Origin of the sequence: Enterococcus sp. DIV1639a, from assembly GCF_050530445.1 — a bacterium.
GTDB lineage: Bacteria > Bacillota > Bacilli > Lactobacillales > Enterococcaceae > Enterococcus_B > Enterococcus_B hirae.
In genome coordinates this window covers 415,677-435,372 of the sequence record NZ_CP172886.1, presented here as the reverse complement: position 1 = coordinate 435,372, position 19,696 = coordinate 415,677, and the positions used below count along the sequence as shown (strand labels likewise).

General features: G+C 36.9%; 22 protein-coding genes and 1 other annotated feature. Of the genes, 3 read left to right on the top strand and 19 right to left on the bottom strand.

Translation table 11 applies throughout. The annotated features are described in order from the left end of the window. Nucleotides 1–18: 18 nt before the first annotated feature. From IGJ32_RS02005 to IGJ32_RS01970, 8 genes are all read right to left on the bottom strand, one after another. Nucleotides 19–342, bottom strand: a complete 324-nt coding sequence (locus tag IGJ32_RS02005) for a PTS fructose transporter subunit IIB (protein ID WP_010720080.1) — start codon at nt 340–342, stop codon at nt 19–21. A gap of 21 nt (nt 343–363) precedes the next feature. Continuing rightward, nucleotides 364–816 carry a PTS sugar transporter subunit IIA gene (locus tag IGJ32_RS02000; RefSeq protein WP_010720081.1) on the bottom strand — a complete coding sequence of 151 codons (453 nt, stop codon included), beginning with the start codon at nt 814–816 and terminating at the stop codon, nt 364–366. 19 nt (nt 817–835) lie between these two features. Continuing rightward, the gene (locus tag IGJ32_RS01995; RefSeq protein WP_010720082.1) at nt 836–1,147 is read right to left on the bottom strand and encodes a PTS fructose transporter subunit IIB; all 312 of its coding nucleotides are present in this window, start codon (nt 1,145–1,147) and stop codon (nt 836–838) included. After that, nucleotides 1,144–1,584 (bottom strand): PTS sugar transporter subunit IIA, encoded by a 441-nt coding sequence (locus IGJ32_RS01990; protein ID WP_034699503.1) that lies wholly within the window; start codon nt 1,582–1,584, stop codon nt 1,144–1,146. The genes IGJ32_RS01995 and IGJ32_RS01990 overlap by 4 nt, the downstream gene beginning before the upstream one ends. After that, entirely contained in the window at nt 1,574–3,058 is a 1,485-nt protein-coding gene (locus IGJ32_RS01985) for a BglG family transcription antiterminator (RefSeq protein ID WP_010720084.1), read from the bottom strand. The genes IGJ32_RS01990 and IGJ32_RS01985 overlap by 11 nt, the downstream gene beginning before the upstream one ends. A gap of 488 nt (nt 3,059–3,546) precedes the next feature. Beyond that, nucleotides 3,547–4,686, bottom strand: coding sequence for an AI-2E family transporter (locus IGJ32_RS01980; RefSeq protein ID WP_010738456.1), 1,140 nt, complete (start codon nt 4,684–4,686; stop codon nt 3,547–3,549). Nucleotides 4,687–5,004: 318 nt separating this feature from the next. Next, complete coding sequence (locus IGJ32_RS01975; protein ID WP_010720086.1) at nt 5,005–5,718, bottom strand: MgtC/SapB family protein; 714 nt, start codon at nt 5,716–5,718, stop codon at nt 5,005–5,007. A 145-nt stretch (nt 5,719–5,863) separates the two neighbouring features. After that, nucleotides 5,864–6,565, bottom strand: coding sequence for a glucosamine-6-phosphate deaminase (locus IGJ32_RS01970; RefSeq protein WP_010720087.1), 702 nt, complete (start codon nt 6,563–6,565; stop codon nt 5,864–5,866). 429 nt (nt 6,566–6,994) lie between these two features. Here IGJ32_RS01970 and IGJ32_RS01965 point away from each other — a divergent pair, with 429 nt between their 5' ends. Next, nucleotides 6,995–8,524 (top strand): ABC-F family ATP-binding cassette domain-containing protein, encoded by a 1,530-nt coding sequence (locus tag IGJ32_RS01965; RefSeq protein WP_053765776.1) that lies wholly within the window; start codon nt 6,995–6,997, stop codon nt 8,522–8,524. Nucleotides 8,525–8,864: 340 nt separating this feature from the next. Here the strand turns inward: IGJ32_RS01965 and IGJ32_RS01960 are convergent, their stop codons facing one another. From IGJ32_RS01960 to rplK, 10 genes are all read right to left on the bottom strand, one after another. Continuing rightward, nucleotides 8,865–9,191 carry a type II toxin-antitoxin system PemK/MazF family toxin gene (locus IGJ32_RS01960; RefSeq protein WP_010720089.1) on the bottom strand — a complete coding sequence of 109 codons (327 nt, stop codon included), beginning with the start codon at nt 9,189–9,191 and terminating at the stop codon, nt 8,865–8,867. Beyond that, entirely contained in the window at nt 9,192–9,425 is a 234-nt protein-coding gene (locus IGJ32_RS01955; RefSeq protein WP_178306194.1) for an AbrB/MazE/SpoVT family DNA-binding domain-containing protein, read from the bottom strand. Nucleotides 9,426–9,825: 400 nt separating this feature from the next. Next, nucleotides 9,826–11,013, bottom strand: a complete 1,188-nt coding sequence (locus tag IGJ32_RS01950) for an MFS transporter (RefSeq protein WP_373169196.1) — start codon at nt 11,011–11,013, stop codon at nt 9,826–9,828. Between the two features lie 176 nt (nt 11,014–11,189). Then, complete coding sequence (locus tag IGJ32_RS01945) at nt 11,190–11,867, bottom strand: TVP38/TMEM64 family protein (RefSeq protein ID WP_010720092.1); 678 nt, start codon at nt 11,865–11,867, stop codon at nt 11,190–11,192. A 391-nt stretch (nt 11,868–12,258) separates the two neighbouring features. Next, nucleotides 12,259–12,633 carry a hypothetical protein gene (locus tag IGJ32_RS01940; RefSeq protein ID WP_342081650.1) on the bottom strand — a complete coding sequence of 125 codons (375 nt, stop codon included), beginning with the start codon at nt 12,631–12,633 and terminating at the stop codon, nt 12,259–12,261. Nucleotides 12,634–12,646: 13 nt separating this feature from the next. After that, the gene (locus tag IGJ32_RS01935) at nt 12,647–13,375 is read right to left on the bottom strand and encodes a hypothetical protein (RefSeq protein ID WP_161652239.1); all 729 of its coding nucleotides are present in this window, start codon (nt 13,373–13,375) and stop codon (nt 12,647–12,649) included. Between the two features lie 485 nt (nt 13,376–13,860). Next, on the bottom strand, nt 13,861–14,229 hold the full coding sequence (gene rplL / locus IGJ32_RS01930; protein WP_010720148.1) for a 50S ribosomal protein L7/L12: 369 nt from the start codon (nt 14,227–14,229) through the stop codon (nt 13,861–13,863). 52 nt (nt 14,230–14,281) lie between these two features. Further along, nucleotides 14,282–14,785, bottom strand: coding sequence for a 50S ribosomal protein L10 (gene rplJ / locus IGJ32_RS01925; protein ID WP_010720149.1), 504 nt, complete (start codon nt 14,783–14,785; stop codon nt 14,282–14,284). 178 nt (nt 14,786–14,963) lie between these two features. Next, nucleotides 14,964–15,089, bottom strand: a sequence feature (ribosomal protein L10 leader region). A gap of 79 nt (nt 15,090–15,168) precedes the next feature. After that, nucleotides 15,169–15,858, bottom strand: coding sequence for a 50S ribosomal protein L1 (gene rplA, locus IGJ32_RS01920; protein ID WP_010720150.1), 690 nt, complete (start codon nt 15,856–15,858; stop codon nt 15,169–15,171). A 103-nt stretch (nt 15,859–15,961) separates the two neighbouring features. Beyond that, the gene (gene rplK, locus IGJ32_RS01915; RefSeq protein WP_010720151.1) at nt 15,962–16,384 is read right to left on the bottom strand and encodes a 50S ribosomal protein L11; all 423 of its coding nucleotides are present in this window, start codon (nt 16,382–16,384) and stop codon (nt 15,962–15,964) included. Between the two features lie 539 nt (nt 16,385–16,923). Here rplK and sdaAB point away from each other — a divergent pair. Both sdaAB and sdaAA read left to right on the top strand, forming a co-directional pair. Continuing rightward, a complete protein-coding gene (gene sdaAB, locus IGJ32_RS01910; RefSeq protein WP_010720152.1) occupies nt 16,924–17,592 on the top strand; it encodes an L-serine ammonia-lyase, iron-sulfur-dependent subunit beta in 669 nt (222 codons plus the stop codon). Nucleotides 17,593–17,605: 13 nt separating this feature from the next. Next, nucleotides 17,606–18,472 (top strand): L-serine ammonia-lyase, iron-sulfur-dependent, subunit alpha, encoded by an 867-nt coding sequence (gene sdaAA / locus IGJ32_RS01905; protein ID WP_010738508.1) that lies wholly within the window; start codon nt 17,606–17,608, stop codon nt 18,470–18,472. Between the two features lie 252 nt (nt 18,473–18,724). Here the strand turns inward: sdaAA and IGJ32_RS01900 are convergent, their stop codons facing one another. Beyond that, entirely contained in the window at nt 18,725–19,609 is an 885-nt protein-coding gene (locus tag IGJ32_RS01900; RefSeq protein WP_342081651.1) for an alpha/beta fold hydrolase, read from the bottom strand. Nucleotides 19,610–19,696: the final 87 nt, after the last annotated feature.

Here is a 19,696-nt window from a genome sequence, read left to right as displayed (position 1 = left end):
CAGTCTTCCTCCTTATTTTTATGAAATACTTTGCTGTACTAACACTTCTTGCGCTTTTTCAATCAATTTATTGGGTGATTTCACCGCAATCTCAGTTGGTACTTGGATGATTCTTTTCCCTTCAAAGCGTTCTCGACCACTGATTTTCACGTCAACTGCTAAGATTACCAAATCTGCTTCCTTGATTTGTTCGGGTGTTAATTCATTTTCGATCCCGATGGTTCCTTGAGTTTCTACGTGCATCTCATGTCCTGCTTTTTTTGCCGCATTCTCTAGTTTCTCTTGGGCAATATAGGTGTGGGCAATCCCCACGGTACAAGCTGCTACTCCAACGATTTTCATCTTTTTATCCTCCTTTGATTTTTAGCTGAATGCTGCGACCACTTCATCTGCATCTTTTGCTTGGATCAATTGCTCGATTACTTCATCATTACCTAGTTTCCTAGCAAATAGCGAAAGTAACTTCAAGTGTTCTTGTGCCCCTTCATTATCATCCCCCACTGCAAATAAAATAATTCCTTTGACTCCCTTACCATCTAATGATTCCCACGGAATTTCATTTTCTGTAACACCGATTGCTACACCAATTCTATCTACATAAGGACTTTTCCCATGAGGAATGGCAATATAATTGCCGATCCCAGTTTGTCCTTCTTCTTCTCGCGCATAGATATCTGCCATGAAGCCATCTACATCTGTAATATAATGATTTTGCAATAACACCGTTGCCAATTCTTTGAGTACTTCATCTTTCGTTTCCCCCACTAAATTGGTCTTAATATTATTTGGATCAATGATTTTTGCTACTTCTACCATCAAATTTCACTCCTATTCTTTACTGTTTTACGACTTCCATGGCTTTCTCAATCAACTTATTTGGTGATTTGATCGCAATTTCAGTCGGTACTTGGATGATCCGCTTTCCTTCAAACCGTTCTCGACCACTGATTTTTACATCCACTGCTAAGATCACCAAATCTGCTTCTTTGATTTGTGCAGGCGTTAGTTCATTCTCGATCCCGATGGTTCCTTGGGTTTCTACGTGTATCTCATGCCCTGCTTTTTTAGCTGCATTTTCTAATTTTTCTTGAGCAATGTAGGTGTGGGCAATCCCCACGGTACAAGCTGCTACTCCAATGATTTTCATTTGTCATTTCTCCTTTCGTTTCCATCGATTGTTTCCAGTCTTTTTCCTTCTTTTAAAGTTTCGATTACTTGTTCATCTGCTAGTAGGCGCATGAAGTTTGCTATTTGACGCTTGGTTTCGATTTTTTCTTGCGGTGCCAGAAATACCGCAAGAATCAACTCGACTTGTTGGATTGCTGGGTTCCAGTTCGCAATTCTTTGTTCTAATGGCAAAATAATGACTTTTGTTGCTTTGACTAATTGATTTTCAATATGAGGTAGAAGTACCCCTTCATCAATTTGAATATCTCCAGTTTCCTCGCGTTCCAACAACGCTTGTACGATTTGTTCTTTTTTTATTCCCATTTCTGAATCGACTTGCTGTGCTAGCCATTCATAGACTTCATTTCGTGAATGGAATACTGTGGGAGGAACATATTCGAGCCAATCATCTTTCATTGTATATTTCCTCAATCTTTCGTTGGATTCTTAACTGATCATCTGCTGTTAACATGCCGCTAACAAGTAATGTACGTGCAGGCAGCGGATCTTTGATTCCAATGGTTGTTAAAATCAATTCAATTCCGGGATTTTTTTCTAATGCTGATTGGTAATTCTTGGTGGCAATCACATCAACGACCGCCAGTTCAGGAAACTTCTTATTGATTTTTGCTCTTAATAATTCTGAAGTACCGATCCCTGTAGTACACATGATCAGTGTTTGAATCGGTAGTTGCTGTGTTTCCAACATCCGTGCAAAATATAATGTGATAAAACCGATTTCATCTTGATTGATCAAAGGCAGCTGATACTTTTTGCTAACATCTTTAGAAACAACTGATACATTTTTATAAATCTCTTCATAGGTCAATTGAATTTGTTCTAACAATCCGTTTTTGACATGGATATGATTTTTTAACCGATTGAGCATTGGTTTGATGTGATTGGCTAGATCAACAAAAATCGCTTCATTCGCCACCTTCAGATTGATTTTATCGCCCACCTCTTTCAGGTAATAAGAGGTAATTTCTGATACTTTATCTGGAAAAACCTGTTTCTTTTGCGTTGTTTTTTCCATCCGTGAGGATACCAGATATTGATACAAATAATAGACTTCGTTCATCGGTAAGCGAGTAACGAGATAACGTTCCACGTTTTGGATCACGATCATCGCCATCTCATAAATTGGACTTTCGTGGTCTAACGATTGAAGTTGCTCGGTAGATAACTCGATTTCTTTGATTTGGTAATTCGTCTTTCTGGAACGGCTGATCATGATGTACAGATGTGAAAAAATATTGACGTTATAAGGATAAGGGATTCCACCGCCTAATGTTTTTTCAATCAATTTCAATTGTTCTGATACAAACAACACATCGTAACGATTAAAATTCAACTCTTTTGTTCGATTGATTTCATCAATATCAAGAATATTCATCCGCCAGATGACTTCGGCGATCCCTCGCCGAATATTTGTTTCTGATCCTTGGATCGCAAGCGTGCGATTTTTACGGATCAGTTCAAGATCAAACTTTTTTATTTTCTTAGCTATCTGCTTTTCATCATTGGCAATAGCAGAATCACCAACATAATAATCTCTGAACAGCTCAGTGATTTTAAGTGCTTTAGGTGAAACCATCAGTAATTCTTCCATTACTCGATCTTGACGTTCAGCAGGCGATAGCTCTACAGAGGGTTTATTCAGTTCATTGGTTTGTTCGATAAACTTCCCATAATCTAATTTGTACCCCCGACCTTTTTCGGCTAGGATCAAGTGACCGTTAGGAAATTCAAGATTGATTTTCTTTATCAAACGGTAAATTGTTTTGGTCGAAGTTTCTAATAGAATGGCTAGTTCTTCTGAAGTCATATAATCTTTTTGTTTTGATAACAAAAGGATCAACTTATTTTCTCGATTCATCTGACTAGTCATGTTTCATCCCCCCTGTGTATCTTTATCATAAGACACATTATTTATTTTGTTTCACTGGACTTTGTCCATTGCAACAGACAATTTTGTATGCGTTTTCTTTAACTTCGTTATCCGTTACTTACTTTTTACGAAAGCGTAAGAAAGATTTTGTTTATTATAGTCTTTTTTAACTTATTATGGGCAAAAATTACTCATTTTCAAATAATCCCAGGAACTCATAAGAATTTTAACAAAAAAAGAGGAGGTTGAGACAAAAGTGTTTAGCATCAAGAAATAAGAAGGAATTTCCGAAAATTGCTTCTCAAATTTTTGGTAAATTTCGGCTTATTTCCGAAGATGCTGCTTTTGTCTCACCGTTTATTCGTTTTAGAGATACTAAAAGAGCCTGAGACAAGTTTTGTCCCAGGCTCTCTCTAATAAATAATGAATGGTGTACAAAATTACTTAGTGACTACTGTTGTGCTACCTTCTACTTCTTTATAGTACCTTTAATTTTCACGTCCATTCGTTTTTATCTCTTGGATCGTTGGTTCCACACCAGAATCAAACTTTCGCAATAAGTAAATTTTTCTGATATTCAAGACTAATGTTTTAATGACAGCATACACCGGAATACAAATCAACATTCCTAGAATCCCTGCGACACTGCCAGCACCGATCAACACTAAGATAATCGTTAATGGATGCATATTCATGTTTTTCCCAAATAATAACGGTTTGATTACATTTCCATCTAATTGTTGGATAACAAGGATCGAAAGCGCCATGTATAATGCTTGGAATGGTGAAACAAATAGACCAACGATCACTGCCGGGACAGCACCAATAAAAGGTCCCACATATGGAATAATATTGGTGATACCACAAAATACAGCTAACAATAAACTATATGGTTGTTTAAAGATGGTCATAGCAATAAAACTCATGATACCAATGATAACCGCATCAACGATCGTACTACTGATATATGCCGATAACGTCTCATTTAGTTCTTTGACCGTTTGACGTACTTCACCTCGAATCCCTTGTGGAAAGAATTTTGCTAAAGCATCGATAAATTTGTGTCCGTCTTTAAACATGAATAATAGAATAAAAGGCACGGTAAACAGTAAAACAAAAAACTGCATCATAAATGAAAAAACTTTAGAGACACTGCTGGATAAGCTTACCAATACAATATTGAACAAATTACTCAACGAAAGATTAGCCGAAGCTAATTGTTCTTCAATATTGAAATTTTTGATTTCCTCACGCTGTGCCAATTCATTGAGCCATTTACTTGTCTCTTCCGCATACATCGGCAAACTTTTAGTCAACTGGATCGTCTGTTCTGCCAATTGTGGAATCACATTCATTATCGCTAAAACCGCTAGTACGACTAGAACAACTAGCGTTAATATGTATCCATAAACCCTTGGGATTTTTCGTTTTTCCAAAAAAACAACGACCGGATCAAACATATAATAGAAAAATCCAGCAACCAGCAATGGCAATAAAATCGCTGATAACATTTTTAACACTGGACTAAAGACATTTGGCATCTGTAAAATAAAATATACCCCAATAATCGTCAGTACCAACTCGACAGTCCAAAATAATAATTTTGAATTTTTAAACTTTGCTTGCATACATCTCCTCCAACACTTGATACTTTCATTTTATCATTTTATTAGAATTAAAGCGCTCTTTTCTGATAAACAGCTACAAAAATATTCTTTCTTTTTCTAATTACTAGTAGCTAATTTTCAAATTTAAAAAACTTCTAAGCTTAATGACTGAAATCATTATCTAAACAAATGCAAATAAATCAAAAAAAGACACCAAAAACGCTCATTGGCTAAAATAGGAAATACTCTCTTAGCGAATGAGCGTTTTTTCTTTTGTAACCGACTCTTCATAAAACCAATGTGTGAAAAGCCTTATATTACCAACTGAAAGGAATTGTTTCATTGTGCCACACTAACTAAATGAAGCTTCATGATATTTTTATGGACAGATAACTCTTCAATGACATCTGCATAAGTCATGTCCTTTGGTAAGTCAATTGTATAAATATTTTTATATACCCGATAATCCTCCACGAAATCCACGTCAAAATTTACGTCTTCAATGATAATTCCTCGTTGTTCAAAATACTCGGTCAAGAAATCTTTGGTTTCTTTCCGATGAATATATTGGATTTCTAGTTTTTTGGTCGTTGGTACGTGGATAATTTTTTTGACAACCGTTAATGCAATCACGATCCCGATAAAACTAATGATCGCAATCCAATAAAATCCCATACCAATAGCGATTCCTAGTCCAGCAATCGCCCACAGGGAAGCAGCTGTGGTTAGCCCGGTGACTGATTGTTTCGTCACAATGATCGTGCCAGCTCCTAAAAACCCAACGCCACTAACGACTTGTGCAATCAAACGTGCTTCATCTGAGCGAATCGTACCAACTAGTTCTGGGTATTCTAACGCATCACGTAACGCTTTACTTGCAATTTCCACTTGGATCAGCGCAATGATACAAGCACCCATACATACTAAAATATGCGTCCGCATCCCTGCTGGACGATTTTTATATTGCCGTTCAAATCCAATCGCCCCGCCAAAGATCAATGCAATCCCTAGTCGTAAGATGATTTCTGGGACCGATAAGATCATCTCATCCATATAAATCCCCTCCAAACCAATATAGCATGTTTCGCAACTTCAAACAAAGCAAATCCCCCCATTGCTTTGTGCGACAGATTAAAAATCTTATTCGATCAAAAAAGGGAGCTGAAAACGAGCAGCCCCCCAAAATTTTTATTTATTCTTATAGTTTGCTTCCTGCTGCATCATCAATAATCACGATCACGTTGTCGTGTTCTTGCAAAGCACTTGCTGGCAAATCAGTGGTCATTGGTCCTTGAATCATTCCTTTGATTGCATCTGCTTTGTTTTCACCATAAGCAAGTAAGACAATCTCTTTTCCTTTTAAGATCGAACCAATCCCCATTGAGACAGCTTTTGTTGGAACATCTTCTGCCTTTTCAAAGAATCGTTTATTCGCATTAATCGTTGATTCTGTTAAGTCCACTACTGAAGTTGTGCCATCAAATGGTGCTCCAGGTTCATTGAATCCGATATGCCCATTTTGACCAATTCCTAGAATTTGGATATCGATTGGATGTTGTTCAAGGATTTCATCGTATTCTTGACAAGCCGCTTCAAGATCAGCAGCTTTTCCATCTGGTACATATGATTCTTTAAATGGTTTTTTATCAAACAATTGGCTATTCATAAAATGACGGTAACTTTGATCATCTGAACCGCCTAGTCCAACGTACTCGTCTAAGTTTACAGAAGTCATGTCACTGAAATCCAGATCGCTTGAAGTCATTTCTTTGTATAAAGTAATTGGCGTACTACCTGTTGCAAGACCTAATACTTTTGCCCCATTTTCCATGCCTTTTTTAATAATTTCAAAAGCTTTTTTTCCGCCCTCTTCAGCATTTTTCACTCGAATGATTTCCATAACGACTACTCCTTTGTTTTTGGTATAGCCCAATTATAGCACGACTTGTCTTTTTTTACAATATTAGTATAGACCAAAACCGACAATTTTCGTTTTCTTGACAATCTTGTCCCTTGCATGTTAGGTTGCATAAGATAACCTATCGCATGTCCTTTAAACTGATACTTTTAGTATACGTTTTTTATAATTAAAACATTAAAGACCAAGAAATTTAGAAAACAATCGCTACTTCTCATTAACTGAGAAACGATTTTCTAAAAGACGAGCAACTTATTTAAAAATTTTAACTGACATGTTCTCCTAGATTCGTTCGATCATGTCGAATGATCCTATAGTATGTTGAACAACTTCAGATCAGCTTTTTTATTTGTTTTGCTTTCTTCTATTAGTCTTCTTAACATGCATAACATTATTAGAAAGGAACAGAACATGAGTCTTTTAACATTAACAAACATCACGCAACAATTTGGAGATAAAATCTTATATGAAAATGTACAACTCCAAGTCAATGCTGGAGAACATCTAGGATTGATCGGACAAAATGGAGCTGGCAAAAGTACATTGATCAAGATCATCACAGGAGAAATTCTACCAGATGACGGACAAGTTCATTGGCAAAAAAATATCCATAGAGGCTATTTAGATCAATATGTAGCGGTGGATGAAACATTGACCATCGAAGAATTTTTAAAAACAGCCTATTCTGATGAATTTAAAAAAGAAGCATTGATTACCCAACTTTATCAAGAATATAGCGAAACAATGGAAGAGGCATTACTCGAAAAAGCGGGAAAGCTTCAAACAGAATTAGACCAAGGAGTATTCTATCAAATTGATACCTTAGTCGCTGAGATGAGTAGTGGTCTAGGCATTGACGTTTTAGGATTGTCCACTCCTCTAAAAAAACTGAGTGGTGGTCAACGTTCCAAAGTGATTTTGGCAAAATTACTCTTAGAAAATCCCGATGTTCTGATCTTAGATGAACCAACCAATCACTTAGATGACCAACATATCCAATGGCTTACTCAATTTTTACAATCATTCGAGGGCGCTTATATCGTGATTTCTCATGACCAGGAATTTTTAGATAAAATCACAACCCATATCGCTGACATAGAATTTGGTAAAATCACCAAATATACGGGTCATTTAAAACAAGCATTACGACAAAAAGAACAAAACCGTGAAAGTTATCTACGCCAATTCCATGCCCAACAAAAGCACATCGAAAAAACCGAAGCTTATATCCGAAAATATAAAGCTGGTTCTCGCTCTACCATGGCAAAAAGTCGCCAAAAACAATTAGATAAAATTGAGCGATTGACTCCGCCTGCCTCAACAGCTAAGCCAATCTTTGATTTTCCTTATTCTCCGATCGTAACGACATTGGCTGTTGAAACGACCGATTTAGTTATTGGGTATGACCGACCTTTGCTTTCGCCGATCAACCTAACCATCCGCTTTGGTGAAAAAGTGGCGATTCGTGGATTTAACGGTATTGGTAAATCCACACTTTTGAAAACCTTGATTGGCGAAATCGAACAACTAGCCGGCGAATATCACTTTCCCGACAACACAGCGATCAATTATTTTTCACAAGATCTCATTTGGGAAAAACCTTTAGAAACACCCTTACAATATCTAGGCGCACAGTTTCCTAAAGCAACCGTTAAAGAATTAAGAAGACAACTAGCCAAATCTGGTTTAGTCAATCAACTAGCTAGTGAACCACTTTCTACTCTTAGCGGTGGTGAACAAACCAAAGTAAAATTGGCACAACTCACGATGAACCAAGGAAACTTATTAATTCTTGATGAACCAACGAATCATATCGATCATGAAACAAAAGATAGCTTACAAACCGGTATCAAGCATTTTCCTGGGACGGTGATCATCGTCTCTCATGAACAAGAATTTTACCAGGATTTAGTCGATCGAGTCATTGAAATCGAGGGATAAAATTGACTAAATTCTCTAAAAATAGATTATGTACAGCCTTTAACACCAGCCTGTCTCCTCTACACAAGAACCCTTGTGTGGATGGGGCTATTGCTGTTTCGCTCATCGTTTTTTACAATCTTTTCTTTTTTCTTAAGTGTTCAGGTAAACATCGCCCCAATTTAGAACCGTAAAAAAAACAGTAGTCTTATTAAGTGTCTATTGTATCTTCATTCGCCAAAGTTCGAAGATGGTTACTTTTTTCTACATGGTCAATTATTAGCAAAACCAACGTCGTAAAAGCGGTGAGTAATCTAACTTTCTCTAAAATGGAAATTACTACTTTGCCTGTTATCTCCTACTAAATAAACATCCCTATCACTTCCACCACTTCAATCCACGTCAACAAATCGCATTGTTCAATTTTTTCAATATTTCTTGTGGTGTAATCAACCGATCTTAATTGGTGTGTAGCTACTTCACCCACTATTTTCTGCGGGTCTTTTATTTCAATATATGTTGCAAAGTTCCTCTTTGTAGAAGTGATAGGACAAACTAAGCAAAAACCTGTACGCTCATTAAACTCGTCTCTACTAACTACTAACGCAGGTCTACGCTTTCTTATATCTTTACCTTTAGAAGGGTCAAAGTCAATCCAAATAATATCCTTTTGTTTTGGATATTTCATCTAGTATTCCTCGCCTTCAAGTTTCATGCTATCCCATTCGGATTCTTCGGCTGTAATCGATTCTCTAAAACCTTCCCAAGCCTTTTCGTTTTTAAAAATATCTTCTTTCTTAGGTTTCAATATATATGCTTCTCCTACTTTCAAAATAGTAAATAATTCTCCCACTTTTGGAGATATATCCTTCGGGAAAATTGCCCCCACAGAATTACCTATTTTTCTTGCTACTGTTTCCATATCTTTCATCTCCAATCCTTTTGCTAAATTAAGTTAAACTCAGTTTAACGAAATTATCAAAACATATCTTTCAAGTGAATAGATTTTTATGGAAACAACTCATTTTCATATGAAAATGTTATACAAATTAAATATAAAAATTTCTAAGTAGTCTACTGAATATTTTTTTGGATCTTTCATAATATAACTGGTACTAAACAAAGTGATTTTATACTATTGAACGTATCCATATTATTTTTTCGTTGGAAGTTACACGAAATTTTCTAATAACTGCGGTTGATCACGAAATCAGTTATAGAAACTCCCAAATAAAATAGGATAGAAGTATATTAAAAAAGTAAGCGAAAGAATCGAAAAACGACTTTCGAATCCTTCAGCTTACTTTTCAAGTTGGACACTTCTATCGCAACCGCTTTTGAAAAATGATGTATTGACAAATATAGGCACATAATTGAAAGGCTAAACCAGTAAGTGTCACACCGAGCCAACCAAATTGTTGCCACATCGTTGTGCCTAGTAATGAACCAGTAGCACCACCAATAAAATACATAAACATAAATACTGTATTATTCCGATTACTTGCTGCTTCGCCTAGTCCTTGTACTCGTGTCTGATTTGCCACTTGCCCAAATTGATTCCCGACATCTAACAGAATAATTGCCACTAACAAAACGACTAAATGACTCCCTGCAACTAATAAAGCAACAAAACTGAGCGTTTGCATCGCAAGTCCCATTCCGACAATCTTTCTCTCGGAATAAGAATCAGACAACCGGCCAACAATCGGTGCAGCTACTACTCCTGATAGTCCAAAAATCGCCAAAATTCCTGCTTCAAATGTTCCCCAATGATACACCGGACTACTGATATAAAAAATCAATGTTGACCAAAAAATCGAAAAAGTTCCAAACATAAAAAAGCCGCTAATAGACGCTTCTCTCAATAAGCGTTGTGTTTTCACTAAATAAGGTAAACTTTTTAAGGAATCAAGATACGATACAGATGAAGTTGTTTTTATTTGCGTTCTTGGCATTTTCCAATACAATAATCCGGTCAAGATAGCCACTAACACTAAAGCAAAAAGATAAATCATCCGCCAAGAAAAGAGGCTTGCTACAATGCCCGAAACCGTCCGTGAAAGTAAGATCCCTACTAATAAACCGCTTAACAAGGTCCCCATCACTTTCCCTCTAGCCTTGGGCCCTGCCAATACTGCTCCATAGGGAATAATGATTTGGGGCACGATCGATAATAAGCCGATCAAAAAAGAAGCACACGCAAATAATGTAAATGACGGTGCAAAAAAGGCCGCTAATAATGAAATCGCAGAGAGTGCAGCCATTCGGATAATCAACTTCGGACGATCGACTACATCCCCTAATGGCACCAAAAACAACAAACCTAACGCATAACCAAGTTGAGTCAACATCGTCAAAATACCAATCGCACTAGTGCTAACCGATAAACTGGTTGCCACTTTCGTACCGATCGGTTGGATATAATACATATTCGCTACTACCACACCACAAGTAATTGATAAGAGCAAAATCAGTGAAGATGTTAACGTCGTTTTTTCATTTTTATCCATTTATTTCCCTCATTTCCTTTATTAGTTTACAACTTCTTAGAAAAATTGGAAATAGGAAAGTTCAGTGTTTTACTACTTTATGAAACATAAGTTATCGTGAAATTAAAATAAAAAAGAATCTTAAAAGTATAGAACGAAATCAAAGGGATATTTCTTTTAATCATTGATAATATCAATTATTTTACATGTCGTTTTCTACGATCCTTGTAAATAATTACCACTAGAAGTGTCAAAATAAGGACACTAGCTACTAACAACAAAGCCGTCTTACTATAGCCATGAAATAACGCTTCGCCTCCACAAGCATAAAGAATCGAGGAAGGAATCACGCCAATCACGATTGATAAAATGATGTCACGAATTTGTAGATTTAACGTCATCGCTGCAAAGTTGATAACGGAAGAAGGGATCACAGGAACCATGTACCCCACCATTACGCCAATTTTGGGATGTTTCATATTGCGGATCGCAGTTACCCAGCGATTGGATTTTTTTGAATGATCAAACAGCTTTAAATGTTGCATTAAAAAAATCGATAACATATTCCCAAAAGCATTACCAGAGACATTGATTAAAGTTCCTAGCAACGGACCATAGCTTAAACCTACCAATACACCGATGACAGAAGTAGGGATACCTGGAACAGCACACATCACGCTGATCAGTAATATCAAAAAGAGCGCTGTCCGAAAGCCATGTGATCGAATCTGATCCAGTAATGCTTGTCGACTGGTCTTGGGATCCAAAAACATTTGGATATCCGTCTGATACTCCAAATATAAACGATAACCAATAAATAGAATCAAAAGGAGTCCAATAATGATTAAGAAAACACGTAGTTTTTTTGTTTTCATTTTTTCACCTGCCTAAAATAATCCATCTTCTATTAGAGTATCACAAAAATAACTATGAGTCTTTTTTATTCATTTTACGCTTTTTATCACATTGGTAATTATTCAGAAGTATGAGAAAAAGAGTCTGGGGAATCACTTTAAAAACGGGTAAACGGTATTCAAAGAGCTGACCTTAGGCGATAAGTCAAAAAATCTCAAAACATGGGCAGCTGTTTCAAAAAATTCTTTCTTATTGTCATTGGAGCTACCCGATACTCTCACAACCTCATTTCCACGGTATTCCAAATTCTATCAGAAAATAAGCCGTAGAACACCAAAAATAGGGGATGCTATTTTTGGATTCTCCGGCTTATTTCTCAGAGCTAGACACTTCTGTCACAGCCTCTTCTGTTCATTTATTTTCCTTTTTTATGTGTTTGAAAAAGTCTTTTTTTATCGTTAATCTGGCAAAGAAAATAACCAAAAGGATTCCTAAGATAATTAGATAGGGTATAAATGTAAGTGTTATTTCTTCTAACCCAAAATGATCGAATATTTTTTTTAATAAATAATCACTCAAAAAAACGAGAAAAAGCACACGAAACGTTCCCCAACCTTTCTCATTTGGTAGCATCTCAACCATACCGACAACAACAATAGGTACTCTAAAATAAATTTCATTGAGAATAAATGAGTGATGCCCTTTCAAAATGAATTCTACACTTCCTATTAAAATAAACAATACAAGAAATACACCTATTATATATCTGGAATCGAACTTTTTCATCATTACACCTTACTTACATTGTTTTATATTCTGTTCCAATAAAAACAGTCTGCGAATCATTCCACATTTCCCGAACGTATAATCCAATCCAACCGTTCCCATTTGTATCTAGTGCTGCTGCAATAGCCTCTCCAGTACTTAATCCTTTTGCTCCCATATATCCTAGTAACAAATCAGCTGCTTTTGCAGTAATACCAAAAACATTTGCTGTAAATGCAACTACTGCTCCTACTGAAAGATCAGTAAGGAATGAAAAAAGATTTGTTCCTACCGCAATATTAGTATATCTCCAAGGCGTATAATAATATCTTGGACTAATATTGATAGGATTTGTACTCTCATCAATTGTAGCATACGCAAAATGCTCTGTGTTTACAACATAGTTGCCATCATACCCTTTTATTGTTTTTTCAACAATTACTTCTTTATCTGTTCTTTTCACGGCTAAAATTTCCGAAGTGGTAGGGTTTGAAATTTCAGTAGCTACAGCATTTAAATTTTCATCTAACAACTGACTGATTTTAGTATCACCATCATAAGAAACATTTACACTAAATTTCGGATTTTTATTTGCAACCGCATCAGTAAATAACTTGGATTCTGGTAAATCATTAATCTTATCAACTTTTGTTCCAATTTCAGCTGCAAATACAGTACTACTCAATCCTAGCACTGGGGAGACAGAAGTTGCAACTAACATAAGAGTTGCCGAAGATAACACCGCTATTTTTTTTATATTCATATAACTTACCTCCAATATTATATTCTGTTATTTTAACCTTTTTTCATAGGAAGCGCTTTCTATGTTAACTACATTAAAACACATTTTTATTTAATTTGTTAAATAATTTATGTTTTTTAATAGAAGATGTTATGTTTTGTAACTTTAAATCTTTATTTATATATTATTTATACATTATTTTCTCTAAAAAATAACATTTTTTACTTTAAAATAAAAAAATTAAATAATTCTATTTATCCTAGTCAAACTAAATTTATTGGAGAAAAAATATATTCAATACAAAAATACCAAACATAACACGTTTAAATATTTCGATAATACAGAAATCACCGAATATGATATTAGAAAGAACAAAAAGAAGCTTTTCTTCTTTCTGTTCCAGTTATTATAAGATTTCTCTATAGCAACATCATTTGACAAAGAGCCAAAAAAAGTACCGCAATCCTAAGTGAACAGGATTGCGGTACTCGAATCATTAAATAAAATTATTTAACAGTTACAGATGCGCCAACTTCTTCAAGTTTAGCTTTTAATTCTTCAGCTTCTTCTTTAGATACGCCTTCTTTAACTGGTGCAGGAGCTCCGTCAACTACAGCTTTAGCTTCTTTCAAGCCTAAGCCAGTTGCTTCACGAACTGCTTTGATAACTTTAACTTTTTGGTCTCCAGCTGCAGTTAATTCTACAGTGAATTCTGTTTGTTCTTCAGCAGCAGCAGCGCCACCAGCAGCAACTGCAGCTACAGGAGCAGCAGCAGATACGCCAAATTCTTCTTCAATAGCTTTAACTAAGTCGTTAAGTTCTAGGATAGTTGCTTCTTTTAACTCAGCAACAATGTTTTCAATGTTCATTGCCATTATAATTTCCTCCGTTTTAGATGTTCGTATTTTTATTTATGCTATGCGGCTATTAAGCTGCATCTCCATCTTCTTTGTCTGCCACTGCTTTGACAGCGTAAGCCACGTTGCGGACTGGCGCTTGTAGTACAGATAGCAACATAGATAGAAGTCCTTCGCGGTTTGGCAATTTTGCCAATGCTGTGATTTCTTCCAATGAAGATACTTTACCTTCGATGATACCGCCTTTGATTTCTAATGCTTTTGCTTCTTTAGCAAATTCGTCCATGATTTTCGCTGGTGCTACAACGTCTTCGTTACTAAATGCAACGGCTGTAGGTCCAGTGAATACTTCGTCTAAGCCTTCTAATCCAGCTTTTTTAGCGGCACGTGAAAGGATTGAGTTTTTGATAACTTTCATTTCTACGTTTGCATCACGAAGTTGTTTACGTAAACGAGTCACTTCATCAACAGTTAAACCACGGTAGTCAACTACGACTACAGAAGCTGCTGCTGTAAATTTTTCGCTCACTTCATCAACGATTGCTGCTTTTTTTGCGATAATTGCTTCACTCATTTTTGAGTTTCACCTCCTGAATTTTGATGGAAGAGTTTTTACACTTGATCATTGACCGAGTATTGTTCATCATCTACTCACTTCGTTCTTAGTGATTCATCATGCTTCGCTTGAGAGGGAACTTCGCTCACTCTGTTCGCCAAGTATTGTTCATCATCTACTCACTTCGTTCTTAGTGATTCACAATAAAAAAACTCTATGCCACCGTAGACATAGAGGGACTATTGAAAGTATTCAATAAACGTCCTCGGTAGGAAATTAAGGCTACGCCACCTACTGTCTTCGGTACAAGTTAATTATTAACCTCAACTAGCTTAGCATGCTAAACTAGTTGAGTCAAGAATTATTTTTCAGTTGGATCAATCAACGTTCTAATTCAAGAATTAGAAAGAAGCTTGGTCTACATGGATACCAGGTCCAAATGTTGTTGTAACTGTGATATTTTTCATGTATTGACCTTTAGCTGCTGATGGTTTAGCTTTCACTAATACATCATGGATTGTTGCAAAGTTTTCAACTAATTTTTCATTGTCGAATGATACTTTACCGATTGGTACATGGATGTTTCCAGCTTTGTCTACGCGGTAAGTAACTTTACCAGCTTTTACTTCGTTAACAGCTTTTGTTACGTCCATTGTTACAGTACCTGTTTTAGGGTTTGGCATTAAGCCTTTAGGTCCTAAAACACGTCCTAGACGACCAACAGTTGCCATCATATCAGGTGTAGCAACAACTACGTCAAAGTCAAACCATCCGTTTTGGATTTTTTGAACCATGTCGTCGTCACCAACGAAATCTGCACCAGCTGCTTCAGCTTCTTTTGCTTTGTCTCCTTTAGCAAAAACTAAAACAGTTTGTGTTTTACCAGTTCCGTTTGGTAATACTACAGCACCACGAATTTGTTGGTCTGCTTTTTTAGGGTCTACGTTCAAACGGTATGCAACTTCAACAGTCGCGTCAAATTTTGCAATGTTTGTTTCTTTTGCTAAAGCTACAGCCTCGGCAACAGGATAAACTTTACTTGAATCAACTTTTTTTAATGCGTCTTGCATTTTTTTGCTCTTTTTAGCCATTTTGGTTCCTCCTTGATTGTGGTTATAACGGTTGTACCTCCCACGTGTTCTATATCTTTCAATACAGAGCCAACTGAGAAGCTACTTTCTTAGGGTGTAGCGATTATTCTACAGTGATCCCCATGCTTCGTGCAGTTCCTTCAACCATGCGCATAGCTGCTTCGATGTCAGCTGCGTTTAGGTCTTCCATTTTTAATTCAGCGATTTCTTTTACTTGATCGCTAGAAACTTTAGCAACTTTAGTTTTGTTTGGTTCGCCTGAACCTTTATCGATTTTTGCAGCTTTTTTCAATAATACTGCAGCTGGTGGTGTTTTTGTAACGAATGTGAATGAACGGTCTTCGTATACAGAAATAACAACCGGAATGATTAAACCTGCTTGATCAGCTGTACGAGCGTTGAATTCTTTAGTGAATCCCATGATATTGATACCCGCTTGACCTAGTGCAGGACCTACTGGTGGAGCTGGAGTTGCTTTACCTGCAGGAATTTGCAATTTAACGATTTTTTCTACTTTCTTTGCCACGAGACATACCTCCTTAAGTCCGTGATGTGGTTAATTGGAGATGCATATTTCTCCTCCCACGTTTTCACTCATAATCCTTCGATTATCAGTCAAAATAATGCATATGACAATGCACACTGATACAGTATAGCAAATATATTCTTTTTTTCAAGATTTTTTTCTGATAAATGTTTAATTTATTGCTTTAACCTCTAAAAAAAAACTAAAAATCAACTAGAAGTCCCCCTCATCTTCCTTCTTTTGTGATACACTTACGCTGAAAAGAAAACAAGCGAAAATACATAAGGTATCACTGCCGCTCACTCATTAGTAATTTAGAAATTTCTGCTTTCTTCTATTTAAAAATATAAAAATATTGTTCGATATATTTTCATAGCTATCATTGATGCGTTCCTTAGATTAATGCACGCTTGTGAAATATTTATTTAATTTAACTAATGTTGTTTATGTTTCAAAAATGATGAGGAAACGAGTAAGCGAGCTATACACAGTTCACTTACTTTTGCTGGGGTGTTTATCTATTTTAAAGAGGTGGAAAAATGAAAGAATTAAGATATCGTAGTGTTTTTGACATTATTGGTCCAGTCATGATCGGTCCAAGCAGCTCTCATACTGCTGGAGCTGCTCGAATCGGCAAAATCGTCCGTAGTATTTTTGGGGAACAACCAGATTCTGTGGATATCTATCTTTATGAATCATTTGCAAAAACCTATCGGGGACACGGAACAGACATCGCCTTAGTTGGTGGTTTGTTAGGCATGGAACCAGATGATGAGCGTCTGGCAGATTCACTGCAGTTAGCTTATGAAGCAGGAATGGAAGTTCTCTTTGTGCCTAAGGGTGAAAAAGCAGAGCATCCTAACTCCGTTAAACTATTGTTGAAAAAAGGAAAACGGAAACTTTCAGTCACTGGTATCTCGATTGGTGGCGGAAATATCCAAATCTCGGAATTAAACGGCTTCAAAATCTCATTAAGCATGGGAACACCGACCTTTATCATCGTTCATCAAGATGTACCTGGGATGATTGCTAAAGTAACGAATATCCTTTCAGAAACAAATACAAATATCGGTACAATGACTGTTACACGAGAATCAAAGGGTGAAAATGCCATTATGATTATCGAAGTAGATGATCCACAAGTAGATGACACTATAAGTAAACTAACGCAATTACCGAAGATCGACAGCGTTAATTATTTTGATTAAAGGAGGAAGAAAGATGTTTTTCTCTATTGAAGAGTTGGTTCGCCAAGCAGAAAATTATCCTAGTGTCGCAGAATTAATGATTGCTGTTGAAATGGATATGAGTGGTCGTCCACGAGAACAAATCATTGCAATCATGGAAAAAAACCTCAGTGTCATGGAACAATCCATCGCTGAAGGAAACGAAGGTGTAACGTCTGTGACTGGAATCACTGGCGGTGATGCCCAAAAACTAGCTCGTTACTTAAAAGAAGCCGACTTTTTAAGTGGTGAAACCATTTTGTCAGCAGTCCGCAATGCTATTGCTGTCAACGAAGTAAATGCAAAAATGGGATTGATTTGTGCCACACCTACAGCGGGAAGCGCTGGTGTTGTACCCGGCGTCCTCATGGCTGTCCGTGACCGATTGTCGTTGACCCACGAACAACAGATTGAGTTTCTTTTTACCGCTGGCGCCTTTGGATTAGTCATTGCCAATAACGCCTCCATCAGTGGTGCAGAAGGCGGATGCCAAGCAGAAGTAGGTTCAGCAAGTGCAATGGCCGCTGCCGCTCTTGTCTGTGCAAAAAATGGTACGCCCCATCAAGCAGCCCAAGCTATCGCAATTACGCTGAAAAACATGATGGGTCTGATTTGTGATCCTGTCGCAGGCCTCGTTGAAGTCCCTTGTGTTAAAAGAAACGCCCTTGGCTCTTCTCAGGCGTTCATTTCGGCAGATATGGCATTAGCAGGAATCGAAAGTGTCATCCCACCAGATGAAGTCGTCGCAGCGATGTATCAAGTAGGTCGTCAAATGCCAGCCATCTTTAAAGAAACAGCTGAAGGTGGCTTGGCGGTGACACCGACAGCAAAGCGTTTGACTGAAGATATATTGAATCGATAACCATTACTTGGGTTTATGATCCTTTACTCCCCATGAATACAACTATATTTTAGAGGTTGAGACAAAAGTGTTTATTCGTTTTTAGAGATATGTAGAAGAGACTGAGACAATTTTTGTCCCAGTCTCTATTTTCATCTTAGCTGCACCTTTACGTCGTATCTCACACTGATTGATGCTCTGAATCGTTAATCTTCGATTTTCGTCCTTCTTTTTCTTAATCTCACCCCAGAATGAAACACTTTTTAATGCCCTCTACTTCATGTTCCAAAGAAACTGGCGCGTGAGGGCATCAACTTCTTTATTCTCATGAAGCATACTATGCGTTACGTTCTCCCCTGTGATCACTTTTTCTTCCACTTGATTTCCATGTTGCTTCAATAACGCATACACTGCTAAAGCGCTGCTTAATGGCACCGTCCCATCACTTAAATCCGTCTCACTCACTTGTCCTGCAATCAGCAGGATTTGTGTAGTGGTTGGCACATTGCCAATAAGTCGTTGATAGTCTTGATAACGACTAGAAGCTATCGCTGGGCCATTAGCTAATTCATCGCTGATACTTTGCCCATTATTCTCTTCAAAGTCATTGAATGGTGCGGCAATTGCCACGAATTTATCCACTTTAGGCAACGTTTGATCTTGTCCATAAGTAGCTAAATACCGAAGACCACTGACGCCTCCCATCGAATGTCCTACCATATTCACTTGATTGATTCCGTACGTCTGTTGCAAATAACTTAAGCAGTCTTTGATCCATTCTGTTTGGTTCCATTCATTATTTTTATTATCTGCAAATAGAACTTGGATCATTGGATTATCTGCTTCTTTTGAAAGTTCTCCTTCTGCCTGTACATTGCCATTGACATCAACCGTCAATGTTAATTCTTTTTTCCCACTCTCTGATAATTCCAAACGCTGGATCATTCCTTTGAATGAATTAACTGTCCCACTATATCCATGGAAAAACAAAGTAGGGGTAGTCGATTGCGTTTCCTTTTCTTTCGTTGCTTGCGTTGTTTCAACTGTTTTAGCAGCTTCAGACGACTGACTTGTTTCTTTTGTCTGACAGCCACTTATAAAAAGAACACTGACCATCAATAAAAAGCCGACGATTCCAGACTTTCTCCAATTTTTCATTGTTTCTCCTTTCTAATTTGATCGATTCTCTGACTAGCATTCTCAATTTTCCACTGACAAATCGGCTCAAATTCCCAACCTATATTA

What these genes read in the sequence shown, in the direction of transcription:
- rplJ (WP_010720149.1), bottom strand. Translation starts at nt 14,785, where the DNA reads ATGAGTGAAGCAATTATCGCAAAAAAAGCAGCAATCGTTGATGAAGTG.
- IGJ32_RS01955 (WP_178306194.1), bottom strand. Translation starts at nt 9,425, where the DNA reads ATGGAAACAGTAGCAAGAAAAATAGGTAATTCTGTGGGGGCAATTTTC.
- rplA (WP_010720150.1), bottom strand. Translation starts at nt 15,858, where the DNA reads ATGGCTAAAAAGAGCAAAAAAATGCAAGACGCATTAAAAAAAGTTGAT.
- IGJ32_RS01960 (WP_010720089.1), bottom strand. Translation starts at nt 9,191, where the DNA reads ATGAAATATCCAAAACAAAAGGATATTATTTGGATTGACTTTGACCCT.
- IGJ32_RS01935 (WP_161652239.1), bottom strand. Translation starts at nt 13,375, where the DNA reads ATGAATATAAAAAAAATAGCGGTGTTATCTTCGGCAACTCTTATGTTA.
- IGJ32_RS01970 (WP_010720087.1), bottom strand. Translation starts at nt 6,565, where the DNA reads ATGGAAATCATTCGAGTGAAAAATGCTGAAGAGGGCGGAAAAAAAGCT.
- IGJ32_RS01980 (WP_010738456.1), bottom strand. Translation starts at nt 4,686, where the DNA reads ATGCAAGCAAAGTTTAAAAATTCAAAATTATTATTTTGGACTGTCGAG.
- IGJ32_RS01940 (WP_342081650.1), bottom strand. Translation starts at nt 12,633, where the DNA reads ATGAAAAAGTTCGATTCCAGATATATAATAGGTGTATTTCTTGTATTG.
- IGJ32_RS02005 (WP_010720080.1), bottom strand. Translation starts at nt 342, where the DNA reads ATGAAAATCGTTGGAGTAGCAGCTTGTACCGTGGGGATTGCCCACACC.
- IGJ32_RS01900 (WP_342081651.1), bottom strand. Translation starts at nt 19,609, where the DNA reads ATGAAAAATTGGAGAAAGTCTGGAATCGTCGGCTTTTTATTGATGGTC.
- IGJ32_RS01945 (WP_010720092.1), bottom strand. Translation starts at nt 11,867, where the DNA reads ATGAAAACAAAAAAACTACGTGTTTTCTTAATCATTATTGGACTCCTT.
- IGJ32_RS01995 (WP_010720082.1), bottom strand. Translation starts at nt 1,147, where the DNA reads ATGAAAATCATTGGAGTAGCAGCTTGTACCGTGGGGATTGCCCACACC.
- sdaAB (WP_010720152.1), top strand. Translation starts at nt 16,924, where the DNA reads ATGAAAGAATTAAGATATCGTAGTGTTTTTGACATTATTGGTCCAGTC.
- IGJ32_RS01990 (WP_034699503.1), bottom strand. Translation starts at nt 1,584, where the DNA reads ATGAAAGATGATTGGCTCGAATATGTTCCTCCCACAGTATTCCATTCA.
- rplL (WP_010720148.1), bottom strand. Translation starts at nt 14,229, where the DNA reads ATGGCAATGAACATTGAAAACATTGTTGCTGAGTTAAAAGAAGCAACT.
- IGJ32_RS02000 (WP_010720081.1), bottom strand. Translation starts at nt 816, where the DNA reads ATGGTAGAAGTAGCAAAAATCATTGATCCAAATAATATTAAGACCAAT.
- IGJ32_RS01965 (WP_053765776.1), top strand. Translation starts at nt 6,995, where the DNA reads ATGAGTCTTTTAACATTAACAAACATCACGCAACAATTTGGAGATAAA.
- IGJ32_RS01950 (WP_373169196.1), bottom strand. Translation starts at nt 11,013, where the DNA reads ATGGATAAAAATGAAAAAACGACGTTAACATCTTCACTGATTTTGCTC.
- IGJ32_RS01985 (WP_010720084.1), bottom strand. Translation starts at nt 3,058, where the DNA reads ATGACTAGTCAGATGAATCGAGAAAATAAGTTGATCCTTTTGTTATCA.
- sdaAA (WP_010738508.1), top strand. Translation starts at nt 17,606, where the DNA reads ATGTTTTTCTCTATTGAAGAGTTGGTTCGCCAAGCAGAAAATTATCCT.
- IGJ32_RS01975 (WP_010720086.1), bottom strand. Translation starts at nt 5,718, where the DNA reads ATGGATGAGATGATCTTATCGGTCCCAGAAATCATCTTACGACTAGGG.